The following is a 21,874-nucleotide window of genomic DNA, read 5'->3' on the forward strand; positions in this document are numbered from 1 at the left end:
ATGTCTCTGGCAAAAGCATCGGTGTGGACCGCCGCGTCCACGCTTGTAAAAATTGGTGCCGGGCTGCTGGTCGTCAAGCTGCTGGCGGTCTCATTTGGCCCCTCTGGTGTGGGACTAGCGGGTAATTTCCGCCAGCTTGTCACCGTCCTTGGGGTGCTGGCCGGTGCCGGTATTTTTAACGGCGTAACCAAATACGTTGCGCAGTACCATGATGATGCGGCTCAGCTTCGCAGAGTCGTGGGCACCTCTTCGGCGATGGTCACGGGTTTTTCGACCCTGATGGCGATTATCTTTCTGCTGGCGGCGGCCCCTATCAGCCAGGGCTTGTTCGGGCACACCCATTACCAGGGGCTGGTGCGTCTGGTGGCGTTGGTTCAGATGGGCATTGCCTGGGCTAACCTGCTGCTGGCGCTGATGAAAGGGTTTCGTGATGCTGCCGGGAACGCGCTTGCCTTAATTCTGGGCAGCGTCATCGGCGTGATTGCCTACTACTTCTGCTATCGCCTGGGAGGCTATGAAGGCGCACTGCTCGGACTGGCGCTGGTCCCGGCTCTGGTTGTTGTGCCTGCGGCGCTTATGCTGATGCGTCGGGGCGTCATCCCGCTGAGCTACCTGAAACCGCAATGGGATAAAGTGCTTGCCAGTCAGTTGGGTAAATTTACCCTGATGGCGCTCATTACCTCCGTCACGCTGCCGGTGGCCTACGTGATGATGCGAAACCTGCTGGCGGCGCATTATAGCTGGGATGAAGTGGGGATCTGGCAGGGCGTAAGCAGCATTTCAGACGCCTACCTCCAGTTTATTACGGCTTCCTTTAGCGTTTATTTGCTGCCAACATTATCGCGTCTGACGTCCAGGCAGGATATTACCCGTGAGATTTTCCGATCGCTGCGCTTCGTGTTGCCAGCGGTTGCAGCTGCCAGCTTGACCGTCTGGTTATTGCGTGATGTCGCCATCTGGCTGCTGTTCTCGGCGAAGTTCACCGCCATGCGCGATCTGTTTGCCTGGCAGCTGGTGGGCGATGTGCTGAAAGTGGGTGCTTACGTTTTCGGCTATCTGGTGATTGCAAAAGCGTCCCTGCGGCTATATATCCTGGCGGAAATTAGCCAGTTTGCATTGCTGACCTCGTTCTCGCACTGGCTGATACCCGCACACGGTGCGCTGGGGGCAGCTCAGGCCTACATGGCAACCTATATCGTTTATTTCGCTGCCTGTTGCGGCGTATTTTTATTGTGGCGTAAACGCGCATGACTGCACTGATTCACATCCTGGGATCGGATATCCCACACCATAACCAGACCGTTTTGCGGTTCTTCAACGACGAGCTGGCATCGGGTAATACTGATGCGCGTGAGTTTATGGTTGCAGGTCAGGATAAGGGCCTGAGCGCAGCATTTCCGGCGCTCGCTATTCGCTTCTGGCCGGATAAGGCCTCACTGGCGAAGGCGGTTGTTGCCAAAGCCAAAGCGGATCGTAAGCAACGTTTCTTTTTCCACGGGCAGTTTAATACCGGCCTGTGGCTGGCGCTTCTCAGCGGGGGGATTAAACCCTCCCAGTGCAGCTGGCATATCTGGGGAGCCGATCTCTACGAAGTCTCCCGCGGTTGGAAATTCCGTCTTTTCTATCCCTTACGCCGCATGGCGCAGGGGCGCGTAGGCTGTGTGTTTGCCACCCGTGGCGATCTCAACTATTTTGCTAAGCAGCACCCGAGCGTGCGCGGAGAACTCCTCTATTTCCCCACCCGCATGGATCCGGCGCTGAACACCATGGCGAATGACACGGTGCGTGAAGGCAAGCTAACGATCCTGGTGGGGAATTCCGGCGATCGCAGTAACGAACACGTTTCGGCGCTCAGGGCAGTGCATCAGCAGTTCGGCGACACGGTGAACGTGGTGGTGCCGATGGGCTATCCCGCCAACAACGACGCCTATATTGATGAGGTTCGCCAACAGGGACTTGCGCTGTTTAGCGCAGAAAATCTGCACATCCTTAGCGATAAGCTGGAATTTGATGAATATCTTGCGCTGCTGAGAAAATGCGATCTTGGCTATTTCATCTTTGCCCGACAGCAGGGAATCGGCACGCTGTGTCTGCTGATTCAGGCGGGGGTACCGTGCGTGCTCAACCGCGACAACCCGTTCTGGCAGGACATGGCCGAGCAGCATATTCCGGTGCTGTTTACCTCAGATGCGCTAAATGTCGAGGTGGTACGTGAAGCTCAGCGCCAGCTCACGCTGGTGGATAAAAATAGCATCGATTTTTTCAGCCCGAATTACCTCACGCCGTGGCACCGCGCGCTGCGTATCGCGTCAGGAGACAAAGCATGAGTCAGTTGCAATTCAGCGGCTTACTGGTTGTCTGGCTTCTGAGCACCCTGTTTATCGCCACGCTTACCTGGTTTGAATTTCGCCGGGTGCGCTTCAACTTTAACGTTTTCTTCTCGTTACTGTTTCTGCTGACCTTCTTTTTCGGCTTCCCGCTCACCAGCATTCTGGTCTTCCGTTTTGACGTGAGCGTCGCGCCGCCGGAAATCCTGCTCCAGGCGCTTCTGGCGGCGACCTGCTTCTACGCGGTCTACTACGTCACCTATAAAACGCGTCTGCGTTCAGCGCAGGCCGCAGCTCCGCGTCGGGCGCTTTTTACCATGAATCGGGTGGAGACCCACCTGACGTGGGTGATGCTGATGACCATCGCCCTGGTCAGCGTCGGTATCTTCTTCATGCATAACGGCTTCCTGCTGTTTAAGCTCCACTCCTACAGCCAGATTTTTTCAGCCGAAGTCTCGGGCGTGGCGCTTAAGCGTTTCTTCTACTTCTTCATTCCGGCGATGCTGGTGATCTTTTTCCTGCGTCAGGACAGCAAAGCGTGGCTGTTCTTCCTGGTCAGCACCGTCGCGTTTGGCATCCTGACCTACATGATTGTGGGCGGTACGCGCGCGAACATTATTATCGCCTTCGCGATCTTCCTGTTTATCGGCATCATTCGCGGCTGGATCTCGCTGTGGATGCTGGTTGCGGCAGGAGTGTTTGGCATAGTGGGGATGTTCTGGCTGGCGCTGAAGCGCTATGGGATGAACGTGGCGGGAGATGAGGCATTTTACACGTTCCTCTACCTGACGCGCGATACGTTCTCGCCGTGGGAAAACCTGGCATTACTGCTGCAAAACTACGACAAGATTGATTTCCAGGGGCTGGCGCCAATTGTTCGCGACTTCTACGTCTTTATTCCTTCCTGGCTATGGCCGGACCGGCCTGGTGTGGTGCTCAATACCGCGAACTATTTTACCTGGGAAGTGCTGAACAACCATTCCGGTCTGGCAATCTCGCCAACGCTGATTGGTTCCCTGGTGGTGATGGGCGGGGCGTGGTTCATTCTGCCCGGGGCGGTTGCCGTGGGGCTGATTATTAAGTGGTTCGACTGGCTTTACGTGCGGGGCAACGAAGAGACCAACCGCTATAAAGCCGCCATTTTGCACAGTTTCTGCTTTGGTGCCATTTTCAATATGATCGTGCTGGCGCGCGAAGGGTTGGATTCATTCGTGTCGCGCGTGGTGTTCTTCATGGTCGTTTTCGGCGTCTGCCTGTTACTGGCCAAACTGCTGTACTGGCTGTTTGACAGCGCAGGGCTTGTGCACAAGCGCGAGCGGCAGGGCAGCACAACGCTGTCGCAAGTCTGAGTAAGGATAGTAATGACTGATAAAATTTCTGCACCGCGCTATGCGCTACGAGGCCTGCAGCTTATTGGCTGGCGCGACATGCAGCACGCGCTGGACTTTCTGTTTGCCGACGGCCAGATGAAATCCGGTACGCTGGTGGCTATCAACGCGGAAAAAATGCTGGCGGTTGAGGATAACGCGGAAGTCAAAAGCCTGATTGAAGCGGCTGAATTTAAATACGCTGATGGGATCAGCGTGGTCCGCTCTATCCGTAAAAAGTATCCTGACGCTAATGTTTCCCGCGTGGCGGGGGCCGATCTCTGGGAGCAGCTTATGGCCCGCGCAGGTGCGCAGAACACGCCCGTGTTCCTGATTGGCGGTAAGCCGGAGATACTGGCCCAGACGGAGGAGAAACTGCGTCGTCAATGGAATGTTAATATCGTCGGCAGCCAGGATGGTTACTTCAAACCGGAAGATCGGCAGGCGCTGTTTGAGCGCGTTCGTGACAGCGGGGCGAAAATTGTCACCGTGGCGATGGGGTCCCCGCGCCAGGAGATCCTGATGCGCGACTGCCGTCTGGTCTGTCCGGATGCCCTCTACATGGGCGTTGGCGGTACGTACGACGTCTTTACCGGCCACGTTAAGCGTGCGCCCAGGGTCTGGCAAAATCTGGGGCTGGAGTGGCTGTACCGCCTGCTATCGCAACCGACGCGCATTAAACGACAGATCCGTCTGCTTCGCTACCTCGCCTGGCATTACACCGGGAAAATGTAATCAAAATGTAGCGCGATATGCTATTCGCGCTGCAACTCGCCTGCAAAACTGCTGACAATCTGTGCAATGCATTCATTTTTTTAATGCATCGTTTGCCATTTGGCCGATTTTAAGAAACCATTCGCTCCGTATTTTAGTACCCCTAAAAAACAATACCCGGTCTTAAGCCGGGAAACAGCAAACACAATCGAGGATCTATGGCAGAGAAAAAACCGGAGCTACAGCGTGGGCTGGAAGCTCGTCATATTGAACTGATAGCGCTGGGCGGCACTATCGGCGTGGGCCTGTTTATGGGCTCCGCAAGTACGCTCAAATGGGCAGGCCCTTCCGTATTACTGGCGTATATTATCGCCGGGCTGTTTGTTTTCTTCATTATGCGTTCCATGGGCGAAATGCTCTTCCTGGAGCCGGTAACCGGCTCGTTCGCCGTTTACGCGCATCGTTATATGAGCCCGTTCTTTGGCTACCTGACGGCCTGGTCATACTGGTTTATGTGGATGGCGGTGGGCATCTCAGAGATCACCGCGATAGGGGTCTACGTCCAGTTCTGGTTCCCGGACATGGTCCAGTGGATACCCGCGCTCATTGCCGTGGGGCTGGTGGCGCTGGCAAACCTGGCCGCCGTGCGCCTTTACGGTGAAATTGAGTTCTGGTTCGCAATGATCAAAGTCACCACGATTATCGTGATGATTGTCGTCGGCCTGGGCGTGATTTTCTTCGGCTTTGGCAACGGTGGACACGCTATCGGCTTTGGCAACCTGACCGAAAACGGCGGCTTCTTCGCTGGCGGCTGGAAGGGCTTCCTGACGGCGCTGTGTATCGTTGTGGCCTCGTATCAGGGCGTGGAGCTGATCGGCATTACCGCCGGTGAAGCGAAAAACCCGCAGGTCACACTGCGTAGCGCGGTAGGCAAAGTGCTGTGGCGCATCCTGATTTTCTATGTGGGTGCAATCTTCGTTATCGTAACCATCTTCCCGTGGAACGAAATTGGCACGACCGGCAGCCCGTTTGTTTTAACCTTCGCCAAAATTGGTATCACGGCGGCGGCGGGTATCATCAACTTTGTGGTCCTGACGGCAGCGTTGTCAGGCTGTAACAGTGGGATGTACAGCTGCGGACGTATGCTCTATGCGCTCTCGAAGAACAACCAGTTGCCTGCGGCGATGAGTAAAGTCTCACGTGCCGGGGTGCCGGTGGCGGGGGTGGCGGTCTCCATTGCGATCCTGCTGATTGGCTCTTGCCTGAATTACATCATACCTAACCCGCAGCGCGTGTTCGTTTACGTCTACAGCGCCAGCGTACTGCCGGGCATGGTGCCGTGGTTTGTTATCCTCATCAGCCAGCTGCGCTTCCGTCATGCGCACAAAAAGGCGATTGAAAGCCATCCGTTCCGCTCAATTCTGTTCCCGTATGCGAACTATTTGACGATGGCGTTCCTGATTTGCGTATTAATCGGGATGTACTTTAATGAAGATACCCGCATGTCGCTGTTTGTCGGGGTGATCTTCCTGGCGGCTGTGACGGCTGTATATAAGCTTTTTGGCCTGGGCCGCCGTGCCACCACGCAGAAAGTGGAGGAATAAGCGGCAAAATGTGCAAACCATAACCAAACGCGCATTTTTTTCAAAAAAGCACTAGACAGCGGGGACGGAGGTACGTAATATCCAGCCCCGCAACGGCGCTAAGCGCCCGTAGCTCAGCTGGATAGAGCGCTGCCCTCCGGAGGCAGAGGTCTCAGGTTCGAATCCTGTCGGGCGCACCATTAACCCGGTGCTGGAGCTGCGGTGGTCTGAGAAGTAGTCAGTACCGCGTGAAAGAATACAGTGGTGGCTATAGCTCAGTTGGTAGAGCCCTGGATTGTGATTCCAGTTGTCGTGGGTTCGAATCCCATTAGCCACCCCATTATTTGAAAGAGTTGTGAATTGCGAAGGTGGCGGAATTGGTAGACGCGCTAGCTTCAGGTGTTAGTGTCCTTTGGATGTGGGGGTTCGAGTCCCCCCCCTCGCACCACGACTTTTTAAATGAGTTGAACTAAAAATTCAAAAAAGCAGTACATCGGCGAGTAGCGCAGCTTGGTAGCGCAACTGGTTTGGGACCAGTGGGTCGGAGGTTCGAATCCTCTCTCGCCGACCAATTTTGAACCCCGCTTCGGCGGGGTTTTTTGTTTTCTGCAATTCTTCATCCCTGTCGTCATTCTCCAACAACGTCCTTTTTCATTGTCGCAATCCAGCGACATATAACTCATTGAAAGTTAGGTAAATAACTGTTTATGGGTTTTGCTGTCTCCTCCTGGCGACATCTTCCCGCCTTTTCCCGATACGTTGTAGAGCTTAAGACGTTACTTAACAGCATAATTTCCTTTTATCTTAAAATGTTGCGTCATGTAAAAGTTCTGGGTGTCATGTTGGCACGTTACGTGCAATAATATGCGTGTAGATGCTCATTCCATCTCTTATGTTCGCCTTAGTGCCTCATAAACTCAGGAATGACGCAGAGCCATTTACGGTGCTTATCGTCCACTGACAGATGTCGCTTCGGCCTCATCAGACACCATGGACATAACGTTGAGTGAAGCACCACATATGTTGTCTTACAGACCTGTTTTAACGCCTGCTTTTATAGCAGGCGTTTTTTTATGCCTTATTCCCGATACCTGCGCATGATCAGGGCGACCAATAGCAGGGCAACTGACGAGACCGTATAGAGCGCCAGCACAGAGCCAAGCCCAACAGCCACCATCGCTGCAATACCGGTGAAAAGAGAGGCGCTGAGCGTTTGCCAGCGCCAGGCTTTCCCGCTGGCTGAAGCGGTTTGCGTGAGATGAAAACTACTGAGTACGCCAAACGTGCCCGCTGCGAAGAGAATATTCGAGGCCAGATGCGCGATAAAGATCATGCTCAGCGCACATGCCGTCCACCCGGACAAAAACGGCAGCACACCATAACCGGTCAGAAAGATACCGAGACAAACGATGATGCGCGGCGTGTGAGCGGCAAAGCGCGTCAGGCTCTCTTTTTTTAGCAGCATGGGGCCGCAAAGTTGTCCCATGCTCCTTGCGAAAAGCAGCGGCAGAGCAAGGCCCGCCGCATCCTGAGGATGGATTTGCTGTGCCAGCGCGGGAAGCAGCGCCATGGCCGGTGAGCCGACGGCCGCCAGCGACGGCAGGATGAGCAGGCTGCGTTTCTGCCGAACGGTCAACGTCCGCCAGCGTAATGCCGCAGGGGCTTCCTCTTCCTCGGGGGGCGTGAGTGATGGCGCAGAAAACCGGCGTCCAGCCAGCCATAGCATGAGCAGTGACCCGAGAAAGCTGGCGGCATCAATGGTCAGCAGGGTAAACACGGAAGTCTTCTGGAACAGCACCACGCCCAGGCCGGTCCCTAACAATACCTGCGAGGCAAAAATCACATTTTCCAGACAGGTCGCAGCAGGCAGCTCTGCTTCACTGAGGCCGCGCTTGAAGAGCAACGTCAGCGCGGGCCAGCTCATCCCGCTGAGCAGCGCCTCGGTGGATTGTACGGCGAGTAATGCGGCAACGCTGTGATAACCCACACCAAGCAAGGGAAAGAGCAGAGCGAGCAGGCCCAGCCCTTCGGTCAGTATCAGCAGGGATATTGGAGAACAGCGTGAGCACAGCTTTTCGCCGATCGTACTGCCGATAAATCCCGGTACTGTAGCGAAAAGAAAAGCAAGGGTTAGCAGAGCAGGCGAGGCCGACCACGCTAACAGCAAGCCGAAGACCACAACCTGGGTTAAGCCATTCCCCAACGAAGAAAAGATAAAAGCACAGGCAAGCAGGCGCAGCCAGCGGTGGCCGCGCAGCGCTTCAATAAGCGTATATAAAAGCGAGTTCATGACGATTTCCTTTCAAAAACGATTTAATCCACGCTGCAGAATGTGCGCGTGTGTGAAAAAAAGTTAATGAAAAGACATCGTTACATTGGCGGGTTCGTTTGTGGATGCGGGTGTAAAGAATGTAGCAGGAGAAAGGCGATAAAAAAAGGAGGCCATCTGGCCTCCTGATTAATTACTGCTGCGTACCGTTATTTTGCAGCGTCAGCAACAGCCCATCACGGCGCATGGCGGCCGCTTCTTCCGGCTTATGCTGCTTGTCCAGCGTATCGGCAAGCCATGCGTAGTCAAACGCGTCCGGACGCTGCTTGAGTGCTGCACGGAAGGCGAGGCTTGCCTCCTGCCATTCGCCGTGCTTCATCAACGACTGGCCGAGCGTGCTCCACAGCAGTGGACGATCGCCAACGGTTTTAATCTGCTGACGCAGCACTTTTTCGATTTGCTCAGGATTGTTGGTTTTCAGGCGCGGGATCACCATCACCAGACGATCGTCGTACTGGCGCTTCAGACCGTCGAGGAGGATCTCCTGAGCCGTGTCGTGATCGTCACATTCAATAAGATGTTCCGCCATCGCCACCTGCAGAGGAACCTGCTGACGCGTTTTCCGGCTCTGATTCTTCCACCACGTTTTCAGACCGTCGCTGCCCAGGTCAGCGCGCGCCTGATCCATCAGGCCAATCCACGCCAGACGCTGAAGCTCATCACGATGTTCATCGTCGCCCACCTCGGCCTTCGCCATGGAAGGAATGATGTCCAGCAGTGAGCCCCAGGCGCCGGTACGGATGTAGGCCTGCTCGGCAAGGCGCAGCACTTCCGGATGACGTGGTGCGACTTCCAGCAGGCGGTCGATGCCGTGGCGAGCCGCGTGATTCTCATTACGTGCCAGCTGCAGACGAACGCGCGTGATTTCCACCGGAATCGGGTCGCCGTGAGCCAGCTCAGCCGCCCGTTCCAGGTGCTGATTGGCGCGTGCTTCATCACCGCGCTGCTGCGCTGCTTCGGCCGCCAGCAGATAGTTCACCACCGGCTGTTCGGCGTGGTCGGCGTTTTTCGACATCAGCTTTTCAACCTGCTGATAATCACCCTCTGCGAGCTTAAGCAGCGCCTGCTCGGTCTGTTTACGGGCGCGGCGGCGCTTACGGCCAACGAACCAGCCGCGCGTATGGGCACCGGTATGGAAAATACGGCGCAGGATCCACTCGATCGCAAACAGCACCACCACGCCGAGGATCAGAATGATCGTCAGACCCGTTACGCTGGTTTCAATGTTGTAGTTATCGGTCTGGATCAGGACGTAACCCTGATGCCCCGCAAGCATAGGCCCGAGGACGATCCCGGCGATCAGCAGGATGAAGAGTAAGAGGACTTTTAGCATCATTACTCTCCTTGCGGTGCGCTTTCAGGCGCAGGAGCAGGTGCTGCTCCGCTCGTCTGCTCTGCCGGTACGCCCGGCTGTGCCAGCAGATTACGCACGCGCGTTTGCATCAGCTTCTCCAGAATCGGCTGGCTGGCCAGCTTATCCGGCACGTTCATGGTGATGTTCTGCTGGCTCAGCTTATCAATGTCTTCGAGGAAGGCGGTGGTCGTCGCATCATCGGTGTTGTAGTAGGCGCGGACCCACGTTGAGACGTTATCCAGCGCCTGCTTGTAGGTCTCTTCCTGATGACGCGGTACGGCCTGCGCCGCCACCAGTAGACGGGAACGAATGTTCTCGCGCAGATAGATGTCCTGGTTTGGTGCGAGCAGCGGTACGGCAGTTTCGTCGCGACGGCGGATAGTGATAAAGCTGTCCATAAAGTTCTGCCAGCTTTTCTGCAGGTTTATGCGCCATTCGCTCAGGGAACTGGAAAGTTCGGTACCGTCGGAATCCATCGGGGAGTCGTCGTCGTTGTTATCCGCCAGCTGCAGGTTATCAATCTGATTTGAAAGCTGATTCACCTTGAGGATAATGCCGTCGTAGTCCACCTGTGAGACGGCGGAGAGGCTGGCGATGTCTTCGGTGATCGCGCGACGGGCGGTGATAAGGCTTGGATCGTTCATGTCTGCCAGGCTCGCATCGGCGCTTTTCAGCAGCGCCGCGGCAGTGGTGACGTCCTGATCGCTCCAGAGCTTACGTCCGGCGAGCTTCACCAGGAAGTCGGCCTGCGAGAGCAGCCAGGTTTTGGCATCGGTGCCGGAAATGGTGGCGACTTTCTGCTGTACTTCACCCAGCTGTTTGGTCAGCTCTTCCTGTTTGCTGTTCGCTTCGGCAAGCGCAGCGGCCTGCTGCTTAATTACGGCTTCCAGCTCGGTTTTCTGCGTCTCCTGCTCTTTTTGCAGGGCAGTGAGCTGATTCACCAGCGCATCGCTGGTGGACGTCTGGTTAGCGCCCTGTTGTTTCACCAGACCGTACAGGCCAACCCCTGCTGCCAGCGCGATGGCGATGGCAATCGCGCTCAGCGTGAGGCTCGTTTTGTTGCTGCCGTTTTTCTTCTCAGCGGTTTTCTCTGTCGTCTCTGGCTGTGGCGTCGTCTCCACAGTCTCCCTGGTCTCTTCAACCACGGCGGAGGATTTGTCGTGTTCCGTCATTATGGCTTCCCATTTGAGAGTTATTGTAATGCGCGCAGCAGCGCATCGTTGTCGGCGTTATCAGCGATCCGAATATCCTGCCAGCCCAGTTCCCGGGCCTGGTTCGCCAGACGCTCACTGACGACCAGAAGCCGACAGCGGAGTAACCAGTTTTCGCGATACCAAAGCGGTATCAGCGACCAAAGCTGTTGTAACATTTCACCGCTGGTGACCACCAGCGTATTAATGCCGCGCGCGTGCCAGCGCATCGCCTCTTCCGCGCCATCGTAGTGTTTTGCACAGCGCTGATAGCACTCAATGAACGTCACGTCTGCACCACGTTCACGCAGCGTTTCGCCCAGCAGTTCGCGGCCACCATTACCGCGCAAAATGAGCGCACGCTTTCCGGCAACAGTTTGTAATTCAGGTAATTGTAGCAAGACTTCACTGATTTCCCGATCTAACGGGTAACGAACGTCCGCGCTGCTTACGGTATGCAGCGCCAGGGCCGTTGTGCGGCCAATCGCGAAATAGCGGGGGGCGGTTGGCCAGGTCAAACCCTGCTGTTGCAGCTGCGCGTGGGCAAATTCCACGGCATGTTGCGACAGCGCAAACAGCAGGTCGCCGTCCTGAAGGGTATCCATCTGGTCGGCGAGCGCAGAGAGCTCGCGACCAGGGGAGAATTCTATGAGCGGAAAACTCCAGGCCACCTGCCCCAGTGCGCGCAGACGGCTCACTAATTGCTCTCCTGCGGGAGAAGGGCGGGTGACGAGAATACTCATGCAGGGGGTTCTCCATTATAAACGTCAGCCAGAATCTCGCGGGCGCCGTTATCCAGTAACTCTTCGGCCAGCGAAACGCCAAGCTGCTCGGCATCTTGCGCTTTACCGCGACGTTCGCCGCGCACCATCTGCGAACCGTCCGGGGCGCCTACCAGCGCGCGCAGCCACAGTTCGCCATTCGTCAATTCAGCATAGCTGCCAATTGGAACCTGGCATCCCCCTTCGAGGCGGGTATTCATCGCACGCTCGGCTTTTACGCGGGTAGCGGTATCGTCATGGTTCAGCGGTGCGAGCAGTTCGCGGGTACGCGCATCGTCCAGACGGCACTCGATGCCGACGGCACCCTGGCCCACGGCCGGCAGCGACAGCTCTGGCGGTAACGCCACACGAATGCGCGACTCAAGCCCCAGACGCTTCAGGCCGGCAACGGCGAGGATAATGGCATCGTAATCGCCGTTATCCAGCTTGCCCAGACGCGTGCCGACGTTACCGCGCAGCGAGCGAATGATCAGGTCAGGACGACGTTCCGCCAGCTGACACTGACGGCGTAAACTGGACGTGCCAACCACGCTACCTTCTGGCAGCGCGTCGAGGGAGTCATAGTGGTTAGAGACAAACGCATCGCGCGGATCTTCGCGCTCGCAGATGGTCACCAGCCCCAACCCTTCCGGGAACTCGACGGGTACGTCTTTCATCGAATGTACGGCGATATCGGCGCGGTTCTCAAGCAATGCCAGTTCCAGTTCTTTGACAAACAGGCCTTTGCCGCCCACTTTCGCCAGGGGCGTATCGAGGATCACGTCACCGCGCGTGACCATCGGCACCAGCTCGACGCGCAATCCACTGTGGCAGGCCTCAAGGCGCTGCTTCACATAATGTGCCTGCCAGAGCGCGAGAGGGCTTTGGCGTGTGGCAATTCTCAAAACATTGTCTAACATGCTTGTTACCGTCATTATCAATCGCTAACCATCCTAACATTGTTGACTCTGGGATGGCAGTTTTACGGTTGATGAAGCGTGAGAGGGACAAGGCGGCGTATTCGCCAGCCATAGCCGTATTCAGGAATTTACACGTACAGAACGGTGCTACACTTGTATGTAGTGCATCTTTCTTTACGGTCAACCGGCAAGGTGTTAAATTGATCACGTTTTAGACCATTTTTTCGTCGGTACCACCAAAAATGATAAGGGCGAAAAAGGGTAACGGTTATCTTTTTGAAATACTGCGGGTCCGCTGTTACTCGTGTTTTGAATAGCTGCGACACCCGGAAACATCAGGCGATACGTCTTGTACCTCTATATTGAGACTCTGAAACAGAGACTGGATGCCATAAATCAACTGCGTGTGGATCGCGCGCTTGCTGCTATGGGCCCTGCTTTCCAGCAGGTGTACAGTCTGCTGCCGACATTATTGCACTATCACCACCCGCTGATGCCTGGCTACCTTGATGGTAACGTTCCCCAGGGCATTTGCCTTTTCACGCCTGATGAAACCCAACAGCATTATTTGAACGAGCTGGAACTCTACCGCGGCATGCCGCCACAGGAGTCCCCGAAAGGTGAACTGCCGATTACCGGCGTTTACTCAATGGGGAGCACCTCATCGGTAGGGCAAAGCTGTTCTTCGGACCTGGACATCTGGGTCTGCCATCAGTCCTGGCTCGATAACGACGAGCGTCAGCTGCTGCAGCGTAAATGCAGCCTGCTGGAGAGCTGGGCGGCATCGCTCGGTGTGGAAGTGAGCTTCTTCCTGATTGATGAAAACCGTTTCCGCCATAACGAAAGCGGCAGTCTGGGTGGTGAGGACTGCGGCTCGACTCAGCACATCTTATTGCTGGATGAATTTTACCGTACTGCTGTGCGCCTGGCCGGGAAGCGTATTCTGTGGAATATGGTCCCGTGCGAAGAAGAAGAGCATTACGATGATTACGTCATGTCGCTTTACGCGCAGGGCGTACTGACGCCAAACGAATGGCTGGATCTCGGCGGCCTGAGTTCCCTGTCAGCAGAAGAGTATTTCGGCGCAAGCCTCTGGCAGCTCTATAAGAGTATCGACTCACCGTACAAAGCGGTGCTGAAAACGCTGCTGCTTGAAGCCTATTCCTGGGAATACCCTACGCCGCGCCTGCTGGCGAAAGATATCAAGCAGCGTCTGCACGACGGGGAAATCGTCTCCTTCGGGCTGGACGCCTACTGCATGATGCTGGAGCGCGTGACCGAATACCTGAAAGCCATTGATGACACCACGCGTCTTGACCTGGTGCGTCGATGTTTCTATCTCAAAGTCTGTGAGAAATTGAGCCGCGAGCGCGCCTGCGTGGGCTGGCGTCGTGAAGTGGTCAGTCAGTTAGTGAAAGAGTGGGGATGGGACGAAGCGCGTCTGTCCATGCTCGACAACCGGGCCAACTGGAAAATCGATCAGGTGCGTGAAGCGCACAACGAACTGCTCGATGCGATGATGCAAAGTTACCGTAACCTGATCCGCTTTGCGCGCCGTAACAATCTCAGCGTTTCCGCCAGTCCGCAGGACATTGGGGTGTTGACCCGTAAGCTGTACGCCGCGTTTGAAGCGCTGCCGGGTAAAGTCACGCTGGTTAACCCGCAGATTTCGCCTGACCTGTCAGAACCAAACCTGACCTTTATCTACGTGCCGCCGGGCCGCGCGAACCGCACCGGGTGGTATCTGTACAACCGTGCGCCAAGCATGGATTCCATCATCAGCCATCAGCCGCTGGAATATAACCGCTATCTGAACAAGCTGGTGGCCTGGGCCTGGTTTAACGGCCTGCTGACCTCGCGCACGCGTTTGTTTATCAAAGGCAACGAGGTGGTCGATCTCGCTAAACTGCAGGAGATGGTCGCGGATGTGTCGCACCACTTCCCGCTGCGTCTGCCTGCGCCGACGCCAAAAGCGCTCTACAGCCCGTGCGAGATTCGCCATCTGGCGATCATCGTCAACCTGGAATATGACCCGACGGCGGCCTTCCGCAATCAGGTGGTTCATTTTGACTTCCGCAAGCTGGACGTCTTTAGCTTTGGCGAGCAGCAAAACTGCCTGGTCGGCAGCGTGGACCTGCTCTACCGCAACTCGTGGAACGAAGTGCGTACCCTGCACTTCAACGGCGAGCAGGCGATGATCGAGGCGCTGAAAACCATTCTCGGCAAGATGCACCAGGATGCCGCGCCGCCGGACAGCGTGGAAGTGTTCTGCTACAGCCAGCACCTGCGTGGGTTGATTCGTACCCGCGTGCAGCAGCTAGTCTCTGAGTGTATCGAACTGCGTCTCTCCAGTACCCGTCAGGAAACCGGGCGCTTTAAAGCGCTGCGCGTCTCCGGTCAAACCTGGGGCCTGTTCTTCGAGCGCCTGAACGTGTCGGTACAGAAGCTGGAAAACGCCATCGAATTCTACGGCGCGATTTCGCACAACAAGCTGCACGGCCTGTCGGTGCAGGTGGAAACCAACCACGTTAAGCTGCCGCAGGTGGTGGACGGCTTTGCCAGCGAAGGGATTATTCAGTTCTTCTTTGAAGAGTCGGGCGACGATGCCGGGTTCAACATCTACATTCTGGATGAGACCAACCGCGCCGAGGTGTATCACCATTGTGAAGGCAGTAAAGAGGAGCTGGTGCGCGACGTCAGCCGCTTCTACTCCTCTTCGCATGACCGTTTCACCTACGGCTCAAGCTTTATCAACTTTAACCTGCCGCAGTTCTACCAGATTGTGAACGTCGACGGTCGTACGCAGGTGATCCCGTTCCGTACCCAGGCCGTAACGCCTGCCGCGCCTGCCAATCAGGACACCGCGCCGCTGTTGCAGCAGTATTTCTCCTGAGTCTTTTCGCCGGGCGGCGCTAACGCTTACCCGGCCTACAACCGCTCGAACCCGTAGGCCGGGTAAGCGTTAGCGCCACCCGGCACAGAAACTACCTGAAACTCACCGCCTCACCCGCCTGTGCAGTCGACGCCTGTTCCAGCAGATCCCAGAACGTTACGCCGCTGCGGTCGCAAACCCATTCCCCGTCTTTCAGATCGAAATGATAGCCGCCCTGTTTCGCGGCCAGCCAGACCTGGTGAAGCGGCTCCTGGCGGTTAATAATAATTTTGCTGCCATTTTCGAAGCTCAGGGTCAGAATACCGCCGTTGATTTCACAATCGATATCGCTGTCGCCGTCCCAGTCGTCAATACGTTCTTCGATGGTCATCCACAGGTTGTCGGCAAGGCGATGGAATTCACTGTCGTTCATGGTTTTGTTCCTGTTTTTCGTGATGCCGGCAGTATAACCCTAAATAATTCCCGTTGCAGGAAAGCGGCAAACTCTTGCTTTTGTGTCTTCTCCTGCGATGATAGAAACAGATTTGAACTTACGGGCAACTTTATAATGAAAAACGCTTTCCGAACGCTTGCCGTTCTCATCACGCTGTTTAGCCTGACTGGCTGCGGACTGAAGGGACCACTGTACTTCCCACCTGCGGATAAAACCGCACCGCCGCCGACGAAACCGGTTAACAGCGGCATTGAGTCTTCCACGCCAAATACTAACGACCGTGGCGACAACGGCGGCCCGACTCAGGTTAATCTCTGACGACAACGTTCTGTACCCGCGCAATGGAGCAAATGATGCAGTTCTCTAAAATGCATGGCCTTGGCAACGATTTTATGGTCGTCGACGCGGTAACGCAGAATGTGTTTTTCTCCCCGGAACTGATCCGTCGCCTGGCGGATCGGCATCTGGGCGTGGGGTTCGATCAACTGCTGGTGGTTGAGCCTCCGTACGATCCCGACCTCGATTTCCACTACCGTATTTTTAACGCGGACGGCAGCGAAGTTAACCAGTGCGGCAACGGCGCGCGCTGTTTTGCCCGCTTTGTCCGTCTGAAAGGGCTGACCAACAAGCGTGATATTCGCGTCAGCACGGCCAATGGTCGCATGGTGCTCAGCGTCACCGATGATGAACTGGTGCGCGTGAACATGGGCGAGCCTAACTTCGAGCCCTCCGTCGTGCCGTTTCGCGCAAACAAAGCGGAAAAGACCTATATTATGCGTGCGGCCGAGCAGACAGTATTGTGCGGCGTCGTCTCAATGGGTAACCCGCACTGCGTGATTCAGGTTGATGATGTGCAAACCGCCGCGGTCGAAACGCTCGGCCCGGTGCTGGAAAGCCACGAACGTTTCCCGGAGCGCGCGAACATCGGTTTTATGCAGGTGGTGAAGCGCGAGCACATTCGCCTGCGGGTTTACGAGCGCGGCGCGGGTGAGACTCAGGCCTGCGGAAGCGGTGCCTGTGCGGCGGTGGCCGTGGGCATCTCCCAGGGGTTACTGGCAGAAGAGGTTCGCGTGGAATTACCGGGCGGTCGGCTTGATATCGCCTGGAAAGGACCGGGTCATCCACTGTATATGACTGGCCCGGCGGCACATGTCTATGACGGGTTTATCCATCTATGAAACAACCAGGGGAAGAACTGCAGGAAACAGTGACGGAACTGGACGACAGAGCTGTTGTTGATTATCTGCTGCGCAATCCTGAGTTTTTTATTCGCAATGCACGCGTTGTCGAAGAGATGCGCGTGCCGCATCCGGTTCGCGGGACCGTGTCGCTGGTGGAATGGCATATGGCGCGCGCGCGCAACCATATCAACCAGCTTGAAGAGAACATGACGCTGCTGATGGAGCAGGCCAGCACCAACGAAAGCCTGTTCTATCGTCTGCTGCATCTGCAGGCGCGTCTGGCGTCGGCGCACAGTCTTGACGAGTTCCTCAGCCGCTTCCACCGCTGGGCGCGCGAGTTGGGGCTGGCAGGCGCAACGATTCGCCTGTTCCCTGACCGCTGGCGCATTGGCGCGCCGTCGGGGTTTACCCATCTGGCACTGAGCCGTCAGGCGTTTGAACCGCTGCGCATTCAGCGTCTTGGCCATGAGCACCACTATCTGGGGCCGCTGAACGGGCCTGAGCTGCTGGTTGTGTTGCCGGAGGCCAAAGCGATTGGCTCGGTGGCGATGTCGCTGATGGGGCGCGATGGCGATCTGGGCGTCATCTTATTTACCAGCCGCGACGCGCATCACTATGAGCAAGGGCAAGCCACGCACCTGCTGCAGGAGATCGCCCTGATGTTGCCTGAGCTGCTGGAGCGCTGGATTGAGCGCGTATGACGGACGGACTGCTCGCCACTGACGTTTCGCGCTTTCTGCGCTATCTGGGCGTGGAACGCCAGCTCAGCCCCATAACGCTGCTTAACTACCAGCGTCAGCTTGATGCCATCATGCAGATCGCCGACGAGATCGGCCTGAAAAGCTGGCAACAATGTGACGCTGCGACGGTACGCGGGTTCGTCGTGCGTAGCCGTAAAAAAAATCTCAGCCCGGCGAGCCTGGCGCTCAGGCTCTCAGCGCTGCGCAGTTTCTTCGACTGGCTGGTCAGTCAGGGTGGCTTAAAAGCCAACCCGGCAAAGGGGATCGCCACGCCGAAAGCCCCGCGCCATCTGCCCAAAAATATCGACGTCGACGACGTAAACCGCCTGCTGGATATCGACCTTAACGATCCGCTTGCCGTACGCGACCGCGCGATGCTGGAGGTGATGTACGGCGCAGGCCTGCGTCTGTCTGAACTCGTCAACCTTGACCTCAAGCATCTCGATCTGGAATCTGGCGAAGTGTGGGTAATGGGTAAGGGCAGCAAAGAGCGCCGCCTGCCGATTGGCCGCAATGCGGTCTCCTGGATTGAGCACTGGCTTGACCTGCGCGGGCTGTTTGGCTCCGACGAAGATGCGCTGTTCCTGTCGAAACTCGGCAAGCGGATCTCGGCGCGTAACGTGCAAAAGCGCTTTGCGGAGTGGGGCATTAAGCAGGGGCTGAACAGCCACGTGCATCCGCACAAACTGCGCCACTCCTTTGCAACACATATGCTTGAGTCGAGCGGCGATCTGCGAGGCGTGCAGGAGCTCCTCGGGCACGCAAATCTGTCTACCACTCAAATCTATACCCACTTAGACTTCCAACACCTTGCCTCGGTGTATGACGCGGCGCATCCACGCGCCAAACGGGGGAAATAATGCGTTTTTACCGCCCACTCGGTCAGATCTCAGCTCTGACGTTTGACCTTGATGACACCCTTTATGACAACCGCGAGGTGATCCTGCGTACCGAGCAGGAGTCGCTGGCGTTCGTGCAGAACTACCATCCCGCGCTGAAGGCGATACAGAACAAGGATTTCCAGAAGCTGCGCCAGTCCCTGAGGGAGACCGAGCCGGACATTTACCACGACGTGACCGAATGGCGTCGTCGCGCGGTTGAGCAGGCGATGCTTAACGTGGGTCTGAGCGCACAGGATGCCGCTATTGGGGCGGAAGCAGCCATGGAAAACTTCGCCAAATGGCGCAGCCGTATCGACGTGCCGCAGGAAACCCACGACACGCTGGCGAAGCTTGCCGAAAAGTGGCCGCTGGTGGCCATCACCAACGGCAATGCCCAGCCCGAGCTATTTGGCCTGAGTGATTATTTTGAGTTCGTGCTGCGTGCGGGTCCTCACGGGCGCGCGAAGCCGTTCAGTGACATGTACCATCTGGCGGCAGATAAGCTTAACCTGCCGCTGGGTAAGATCCTGCACGTGGGGGATGACCTGACCACGGACGTGGCTGGCGCTATCCGCTGCGGCATGCAGGCCTGCTGGATCAAGCCGGAAAACGCTGACCTGATGATCACCTCCGATAGCCGTCTTCTGCCGCACGTGGAAATTTCGCGGTTGGCATCCCTCACGACGCTGATATAATCATCAATTGTTCTGTATAAATTAACAGGGTTTTGGCGAATGCTATTCGCCTGCCCGACATGACGTGACGGTGCCAATGGACGTTTCTTACCTGCTCGACAGCCTTAATGACAAACAGCGTGACGCGGTTGCCGCCTCGCGCACCAACCTGCTGGTGCTGGCTGGGGCGGGCAGTGGTAAGACGCGCGTGCTGGTTCACCGTATCGCCTGGCTGCAGAGCGTGGAAAACTGCTCGCCGTACTCCATCATGGCGGTGACGTTCACCAACAAGGCGGCGGCGGAGATGCGCCACCGTATCGCCCAGCTGATGGGCACCAGCCAGGGCGGCATGTGGGTCGGTACCTTCCACGGCCTGGCGCACCGCCTGCTACGCGCGCACCACATGGACGCCAACCTGCCGCAGGATTTCCAGATCCTCGACAGCGAAGACCAGCTCCGTCTGCTGAAGCGCCTGATCAAGGCGATGAACCTCGACGAGAAGCAGTGGCCGCCGCGTCAGGCGATGTGGTACATCAACGGCCAGAAAGACGAAGGGCTGCGCCCGCACCATATTCAGAGCTTCGGCAACCCGGTCGAGCAGACCTGGCAGAACGTCTACAAGGCCTATCAGGAAGCGTGCGATCGCGCCGGCCTGGTGGATTTCGCCGAGCTGCTGCTGCGCGCCCACGAGCTGTGGCTCAACAAGCCGCACATTCTGCAGCACTACCGTGAACGCTTTACCAATATCCTGGTGGACGAATTCCAGGATACCAACAACATCCAGTACGCATGGATCCGTCTGCTGGCCGGTGATACCGGCAAGGTGATGATCGTGGGCGATGACGACCAGTCGATCTACGGCTGGCGCGGGGCGCAGGTGGAGAACATCCAGCGCTTCCTCAACGATTTCCCCGGCGCGGAAACTATCCGTCTGGAGCAGAACTACCGCTCAACCAGCAACATTCTGAGCGCGGCCAACGCCCTGATTGAGAATAACAACGGGCGTCTGGGTAAAAAGCTGTGGACCGACGGCGTCGACGGCGAACCGATTTCGATTTACTGCGCGTTTAACGAACTCGACGAAGCGCGCTTCGTGGTCAACCGCATCAAAACCTGGCAGGACAACGGCGGCGCGCTGGAGCAGTGTGCCATTCTCTATCGCAGCAACGCCCAGTCGCGCGTGCTGGAAGAGGCGCTGCTGCAGGTGAGCATGCCGTACCGCATTTACGGCGGCATGCGCTTCTTCGAACGTCAGGAAATCAAAGATGCGCTCTCGTATCTGCGTCTGATTGCGAACCGTAACGACGACGCGGCGTTTGAACGCGTGGTGAACACACCAACCCGCGGGATTGGCGACCGTACGCTGGACGTGGTGCGTCAGGCCTCGCGCGACCGCCAGCTGACGCTGTGGCAGGCGTGCCGCGAGCTGCTGCAGGAAAAGGCCCTTGCCGGACGCGCGGCCAGCGCTCTACAGCGCTTCCTTGAGCTGATTGACGCCCTGGCGCAGGAAACCGCGGACATGCCGCTGCACGTGCAGACCGACCGGGTGATTAAAGACTCCGGCCTGCGCACCATGTACGAGCAGGAAAAAGGCGAGAAGGGCCAGACCCGTATTGAGAACTTAGAGGAACTGGTCACGGCAACGCGCCAGTTCAGCTACAACGAAGAAGACGAAGACCTGATGCCGCTGCAGGCGTTCCTCTCCCACGCCGCGCTGGAAGCGGGCGAAGGGCAGGCGGACACCTGGCAGGATGCGGTTCAGCTGATGACCCTGCACTCCGCCAAAGGTCTGGAGTTCCCGCAGGTGTTCATCGTTGGCATGGAAGAGGGGATGTTCCCGAGCCAGATGTCGCTGGATGAGGGCGGGCGTCTGGAAGAGGAGCGTCGTCTGGCCTACGTGGGTGTGACGCGCGCGATGCAAAAGCTAACGCTGACCTACGCCGAAACCCGCCGTCTGTACGGTAAAGAGGTCTACCACCGTCCGTCGCGCTTTATCGGTGAACTGCCGGAAGAGTGCGTGGAGGAGGTGCGTCTGCGGGCGAGCATCAGCCGTCCGGTCAGCCATCAGCGCATGGGCTCGCCGATTGCGGAAACCGATACCGGCTACAAGCTGGGCCAGCGCGTGCGCCATTCGAAGTTTGGCGAAGGTACCATTGTGAATCTGGAAGGCAGCGGCGAGCATAGCCGCCTGCAGGTGGCGTTCCAGGGGCAGGGGATCAAATGGCTGGTGGCGGCCTACGCGAAGCTGGAAACAGTCTAACATTCAGAAAAATATCATTATTTTGCAATAATCTGCTAGCCTTATACAGTGAAGGTCAATTAATGCCCTTCAGCGTTCCGTTGCGTGTTGACGCCACAGTTATAGCTGGCGTAACATGCGCGCACGATTACGCTAAGAGGACATTCGCCTTGGACACACCCAGTAGATACTGGCTCAATTCCCTGTCATCCAGGAACAACTCCTAAGGCTATCTCCTCTTGCTGATGGCCTTAGTGGTTGTCAGCGACTGCTCTATTCCCGTCGCGC

Annotated in this window: 19 protein-coding genes and 4 tRNA genes; 17 read left to right on the forward strand and 6 right to left on the reverse strand. The window is 56.8% G+C overall.

Translation table 11 applies throughout. The features are described from left to right. From wzxE to P349_RS01730, 9 genes are all read left to right on the forward strand, one after another. Complete coding sequence (wzxE, locus tag P349_RS01770) at positions 1-1,251, forward strand: lipid III flippase WzxE (protein ID WP_032646086.1); 1,251 nt, start codon at positions 1-3, stop codon at positions 1,249-1,251. Then, a complete protein-coding gene (locus tag P349_RS01765) occupies positions 1,248-2,327 on the forward strand; it encodes a TDP-N-acetylfucosamine:lipid II N-acetylfucosaminyltransferase (protein WP_032646084.1) in 1,080 nt (359 codons plus the stop codon). The genes wzxE and P349_RS01765 overlap by 4 nt, the downstream gene beginning before the upstream one ends. Beyond that, positions 2,324-3,676, forward strand: a complete 1,353-nt coding sequence (gene wzyE / locus P349_RS01760; RefSeq protein ID WP_032646083.1) for an ECA oligosaccharide polymerase — start codon at positions 2,324-2,326, stop codon at positions 3,674-3,676. Before P349_RS01765 ends, wzyE begins: the two co-directional genes overlap by 4 nt. A gap of 12 nt (positions 3,677-3,688) precedes the next feature. Beyond that, positions 3,689-4,429: a lipopolysaccharide N-acetylmannosaminouronosyltransferase gene (wecG, locus tag P349_RS01755; protein ID WP_032646082.1), complete on the forward strand. Its 741-nt coding sequence runs from the start codon at positions 3,689-3,691 to the stop codon at positions 4,427-4,429. A 197-nt stretch (positions 4,430-4,626) separates the two neighbouring features. Continuing rightward, a complete protein-coding gene (gene thrP / locus P349_RS01750) occupies positions 4,627-6,012 on the forward strand; it encodes a bifunctional threonine/serine APC transporter ThrP (RefSeq protein WP_032646081.1) in 1,386 nt (461 codons plus the stop codon). Positions 6,013-6,114: 102 nt separating this feature from the next. Next, positions 6,115-6,191 (forward strand) — tRNA-Arg (locus P349_RS01745). A gap of 64 nt (positions 6,192-6,255) precedes the next feature. Continuing rightward, positions 6,256-6,331: transfer RNA gene (locus P349_RS01740), tRNA-His, on the forward strand. A 22-nt stretch (positions 6,332-6,353) separates the two neighbouring features. After that, a tRNA-Leu gene (locus P349_RS01735) sits at positions 6,354-6,439 on the forward strand. Positions 6,440-6,485: 46 nt separating this feature from the next. Further along, a tRNA-Pro gene (locus P349_RS01730) sits at positions 6,486-6,562 on the forward strand. A gap of 507 nt (positions 6,563-7,069) precedes the next feature. Here P349_RS01730 and P349_RS01725 read toward each other — a convergent pair. From P349_RS01725 to hemC, 5 genes are all read right to left on the reverse strand, one after another. Next, on the reverse strand, positions 7,070-8,281 hold the full coding sequence (locus tag P349_RS01725) for an MFS transporter (protein WP_032646080.1): 1,212 nt from the start codon (positions 8,279-8,281) through the stop codon (positions 7,070-7,072). Between the two features lie 172 nt (positions 8,282-8,453). Then, positions 8,454-9,653: a protoheme IX biogenesis protein HemY gene (gene hemY, locus P349_RS01720; protein ID WP_032646079.1), complete on the reverse strand. Its 1,200-nt coding sequence runs from the start codon at positions 9,651-9,653 to the stop codon at positions 8,454-8,456. Between the two features lie 2 nt (positions 9,654-9,655). After that, positions 9,656-10,846 (reverse strand): uroporphyrinogen-III C-methyltransferase, encoded by a 1,191-nt coding sequence (gene hemX / locus P349_RS01715; RefSeq protein WP_032646078.1) that lies wholly within the window; start codon positions 10,844-10,846, stop codon positions 9,656-9,658. 20 nt (positions 10,847-10,866) lie between these two features. Then, positions 10,867-11,607 carry a uroporphyrinogen-III synthase gene (gene hemD, locus P349_RS01710; protein ID WP_024907976.1) on the reverse strand — a complete coding sequence of 247 codons (741 nt, stop codon included), beginning with the start codon at positions 11,605-11,607 and terminating at the stop codon, positions 10,867-10,869. Then, complete coding sequence (gene hemC / locus P349_RS01705; protein WP_032646077.1) at positions 11,604-12,545, reverse strand: hydroxymethylbilane synthase; 942 nt, start codon at positions 12,543-12,545, stop codon at positions 11,604-11,606. The genes hemD and hemC overlap by 4 nt, the downstream gene beginning before the upstream one ends. A gap of 349 nt (positions 12,546-12,894) precedes the next feature. On the opposite strand from hemC, the gene cyaA reads away from it, so the two are divergent. After that, positions 12,895-15,438 (forward strand): class I adenylate cyclase, encoded by a 2,544-nt coding sequence (gene cyaA, locus P349_RS01700; protein WP_023309629.1) that lies wholly within the window; start codon positions 12,895-12,897, stop codon positions 15,436-15,438. Positions 15,439-15,529: 91 nt separating this feature from the next. Here cyaA and cyaY read toward each other — a convergent pair whose 3' ends face one another. Then, on the reverse strand, positions 15,530-15,850 hold the full coding sequence (cyaY, locus tag P349_RS01695; protein WP_024907979.1) for an iron donor protein CyaY: 321 nt from the start codon (positions 15,848-15,850) through the stop codon (positions 15,530-15,532). Between the two features lie 135 nt (positions 15,851-15,985). On the opposite strand from cyaY, the gene lptM reads away from it, so the two are divergent. The 7 genes from lptM to ysgD all read left to right on the forward strand — a co-directional run bounded on the left by lptM (position 15,986) and on the right by ysgD (position 21,813). Continuing rightward, on the forward strand, positions 15,986-16,189 hold the full coding sequence (gene lptM / locus P349_RS0124690) for an LPS translocon maturation chaperone LptM (RefSeq protein WP_032646076.1): 204 nt from the start codon (positions 15,986-15,988) through the stop codon (positions 16,187-16,189). A gap of 35 nt (positions 16,190-16,224) precedes the next feature. Next, the gene (gene dapF, locus P349_RS01690; protein WP_024907981.1) at positions 16,225-17,049 is read left to right on the forward strand and encodes a diaminopimelate epimerase; all 825 of its coding nucleotides are present in this window, start codon (positions 16,225-16,227) and stop codon (positions 17,047-17,049) included. After that, complete coding sequence (locus P349_RS01685) at positions 17,046-17,753, forward strand: DUF484 domain-containing protein (RefSeq protein WP_032646075.1); 708 nt, start codon at positions 17,046-17,048, stop codon at positions 17,751-17,753. The genes dapF and P349_RS01685 overlap by 4 nt, the downstream gene beginning before the upstream one ends. Beyond that, positions 17,750-18,652 carry a tyrosine recombinase XerC gene (gene xerC, locus P349_RS01680; RefSeq protein ID WP_024907983.1) on the forward strand — a complete coding sequence of 301 codons (903 nt, stop codon included), beginning with the start codon at positions 17,750-17,752 and terminating at the stop codon, positions 18,650-18,652. Before P349_RS01685 ends, xerC begins: the two co-directional genes overlap by 4 nt. Beyond that, complete coding sequence (gene yigB / locus P349_RS01675) at positions 18,652-19,368, forward strand: 5-amino-6-(5-phospho-D-ribitylamino)uracil phosphatase YigB (RefSeq protein ID WP_032646074.1); 717 nt, start codon at positions 18,652-18,654, stop codon at positions 19,366-19,368. Before xerC ends, yigB begins: the two co-directional genes overlap by 1 nt. 76 nt (positions 19,369-19,444) lie before the next feature. Beyond that, a complete protein-coding gene (uvrD, locus tag P349_RS01670) occupies positions 19,445-21,607 on the forward strand; it encodes a DNA helicase II (RefSeq protein ID WP_032646073.1) in 2,163 nt (720 codons plus the stop codon). Positions 21,608-21,756: 149 nt separating this feature from the next. Beyond that, positions 21,757-21,813, forward strand: coding sequence for a YsgD/CorL family protein (gene ysgD / locus P349_RS26890; RefSeq protein WP_212743980.1), 57 nt, complete (start codon positions 21,757-21,759; stop codon positions 21,811-21,813). Positions 21,814-21,874: the final 61 nt, after the last annotated feature.

This window comes from Enterobacter sp. DC4, assembly GCF_000568095.1.
GTDB classification, from domain to species: Bacteria; Pseudomonadota; Gammaproteobacteria; order Enterobacterales; family Enterobacteriaceae; genus Enterobacter; species Enterobacter pseudoroggenkampii.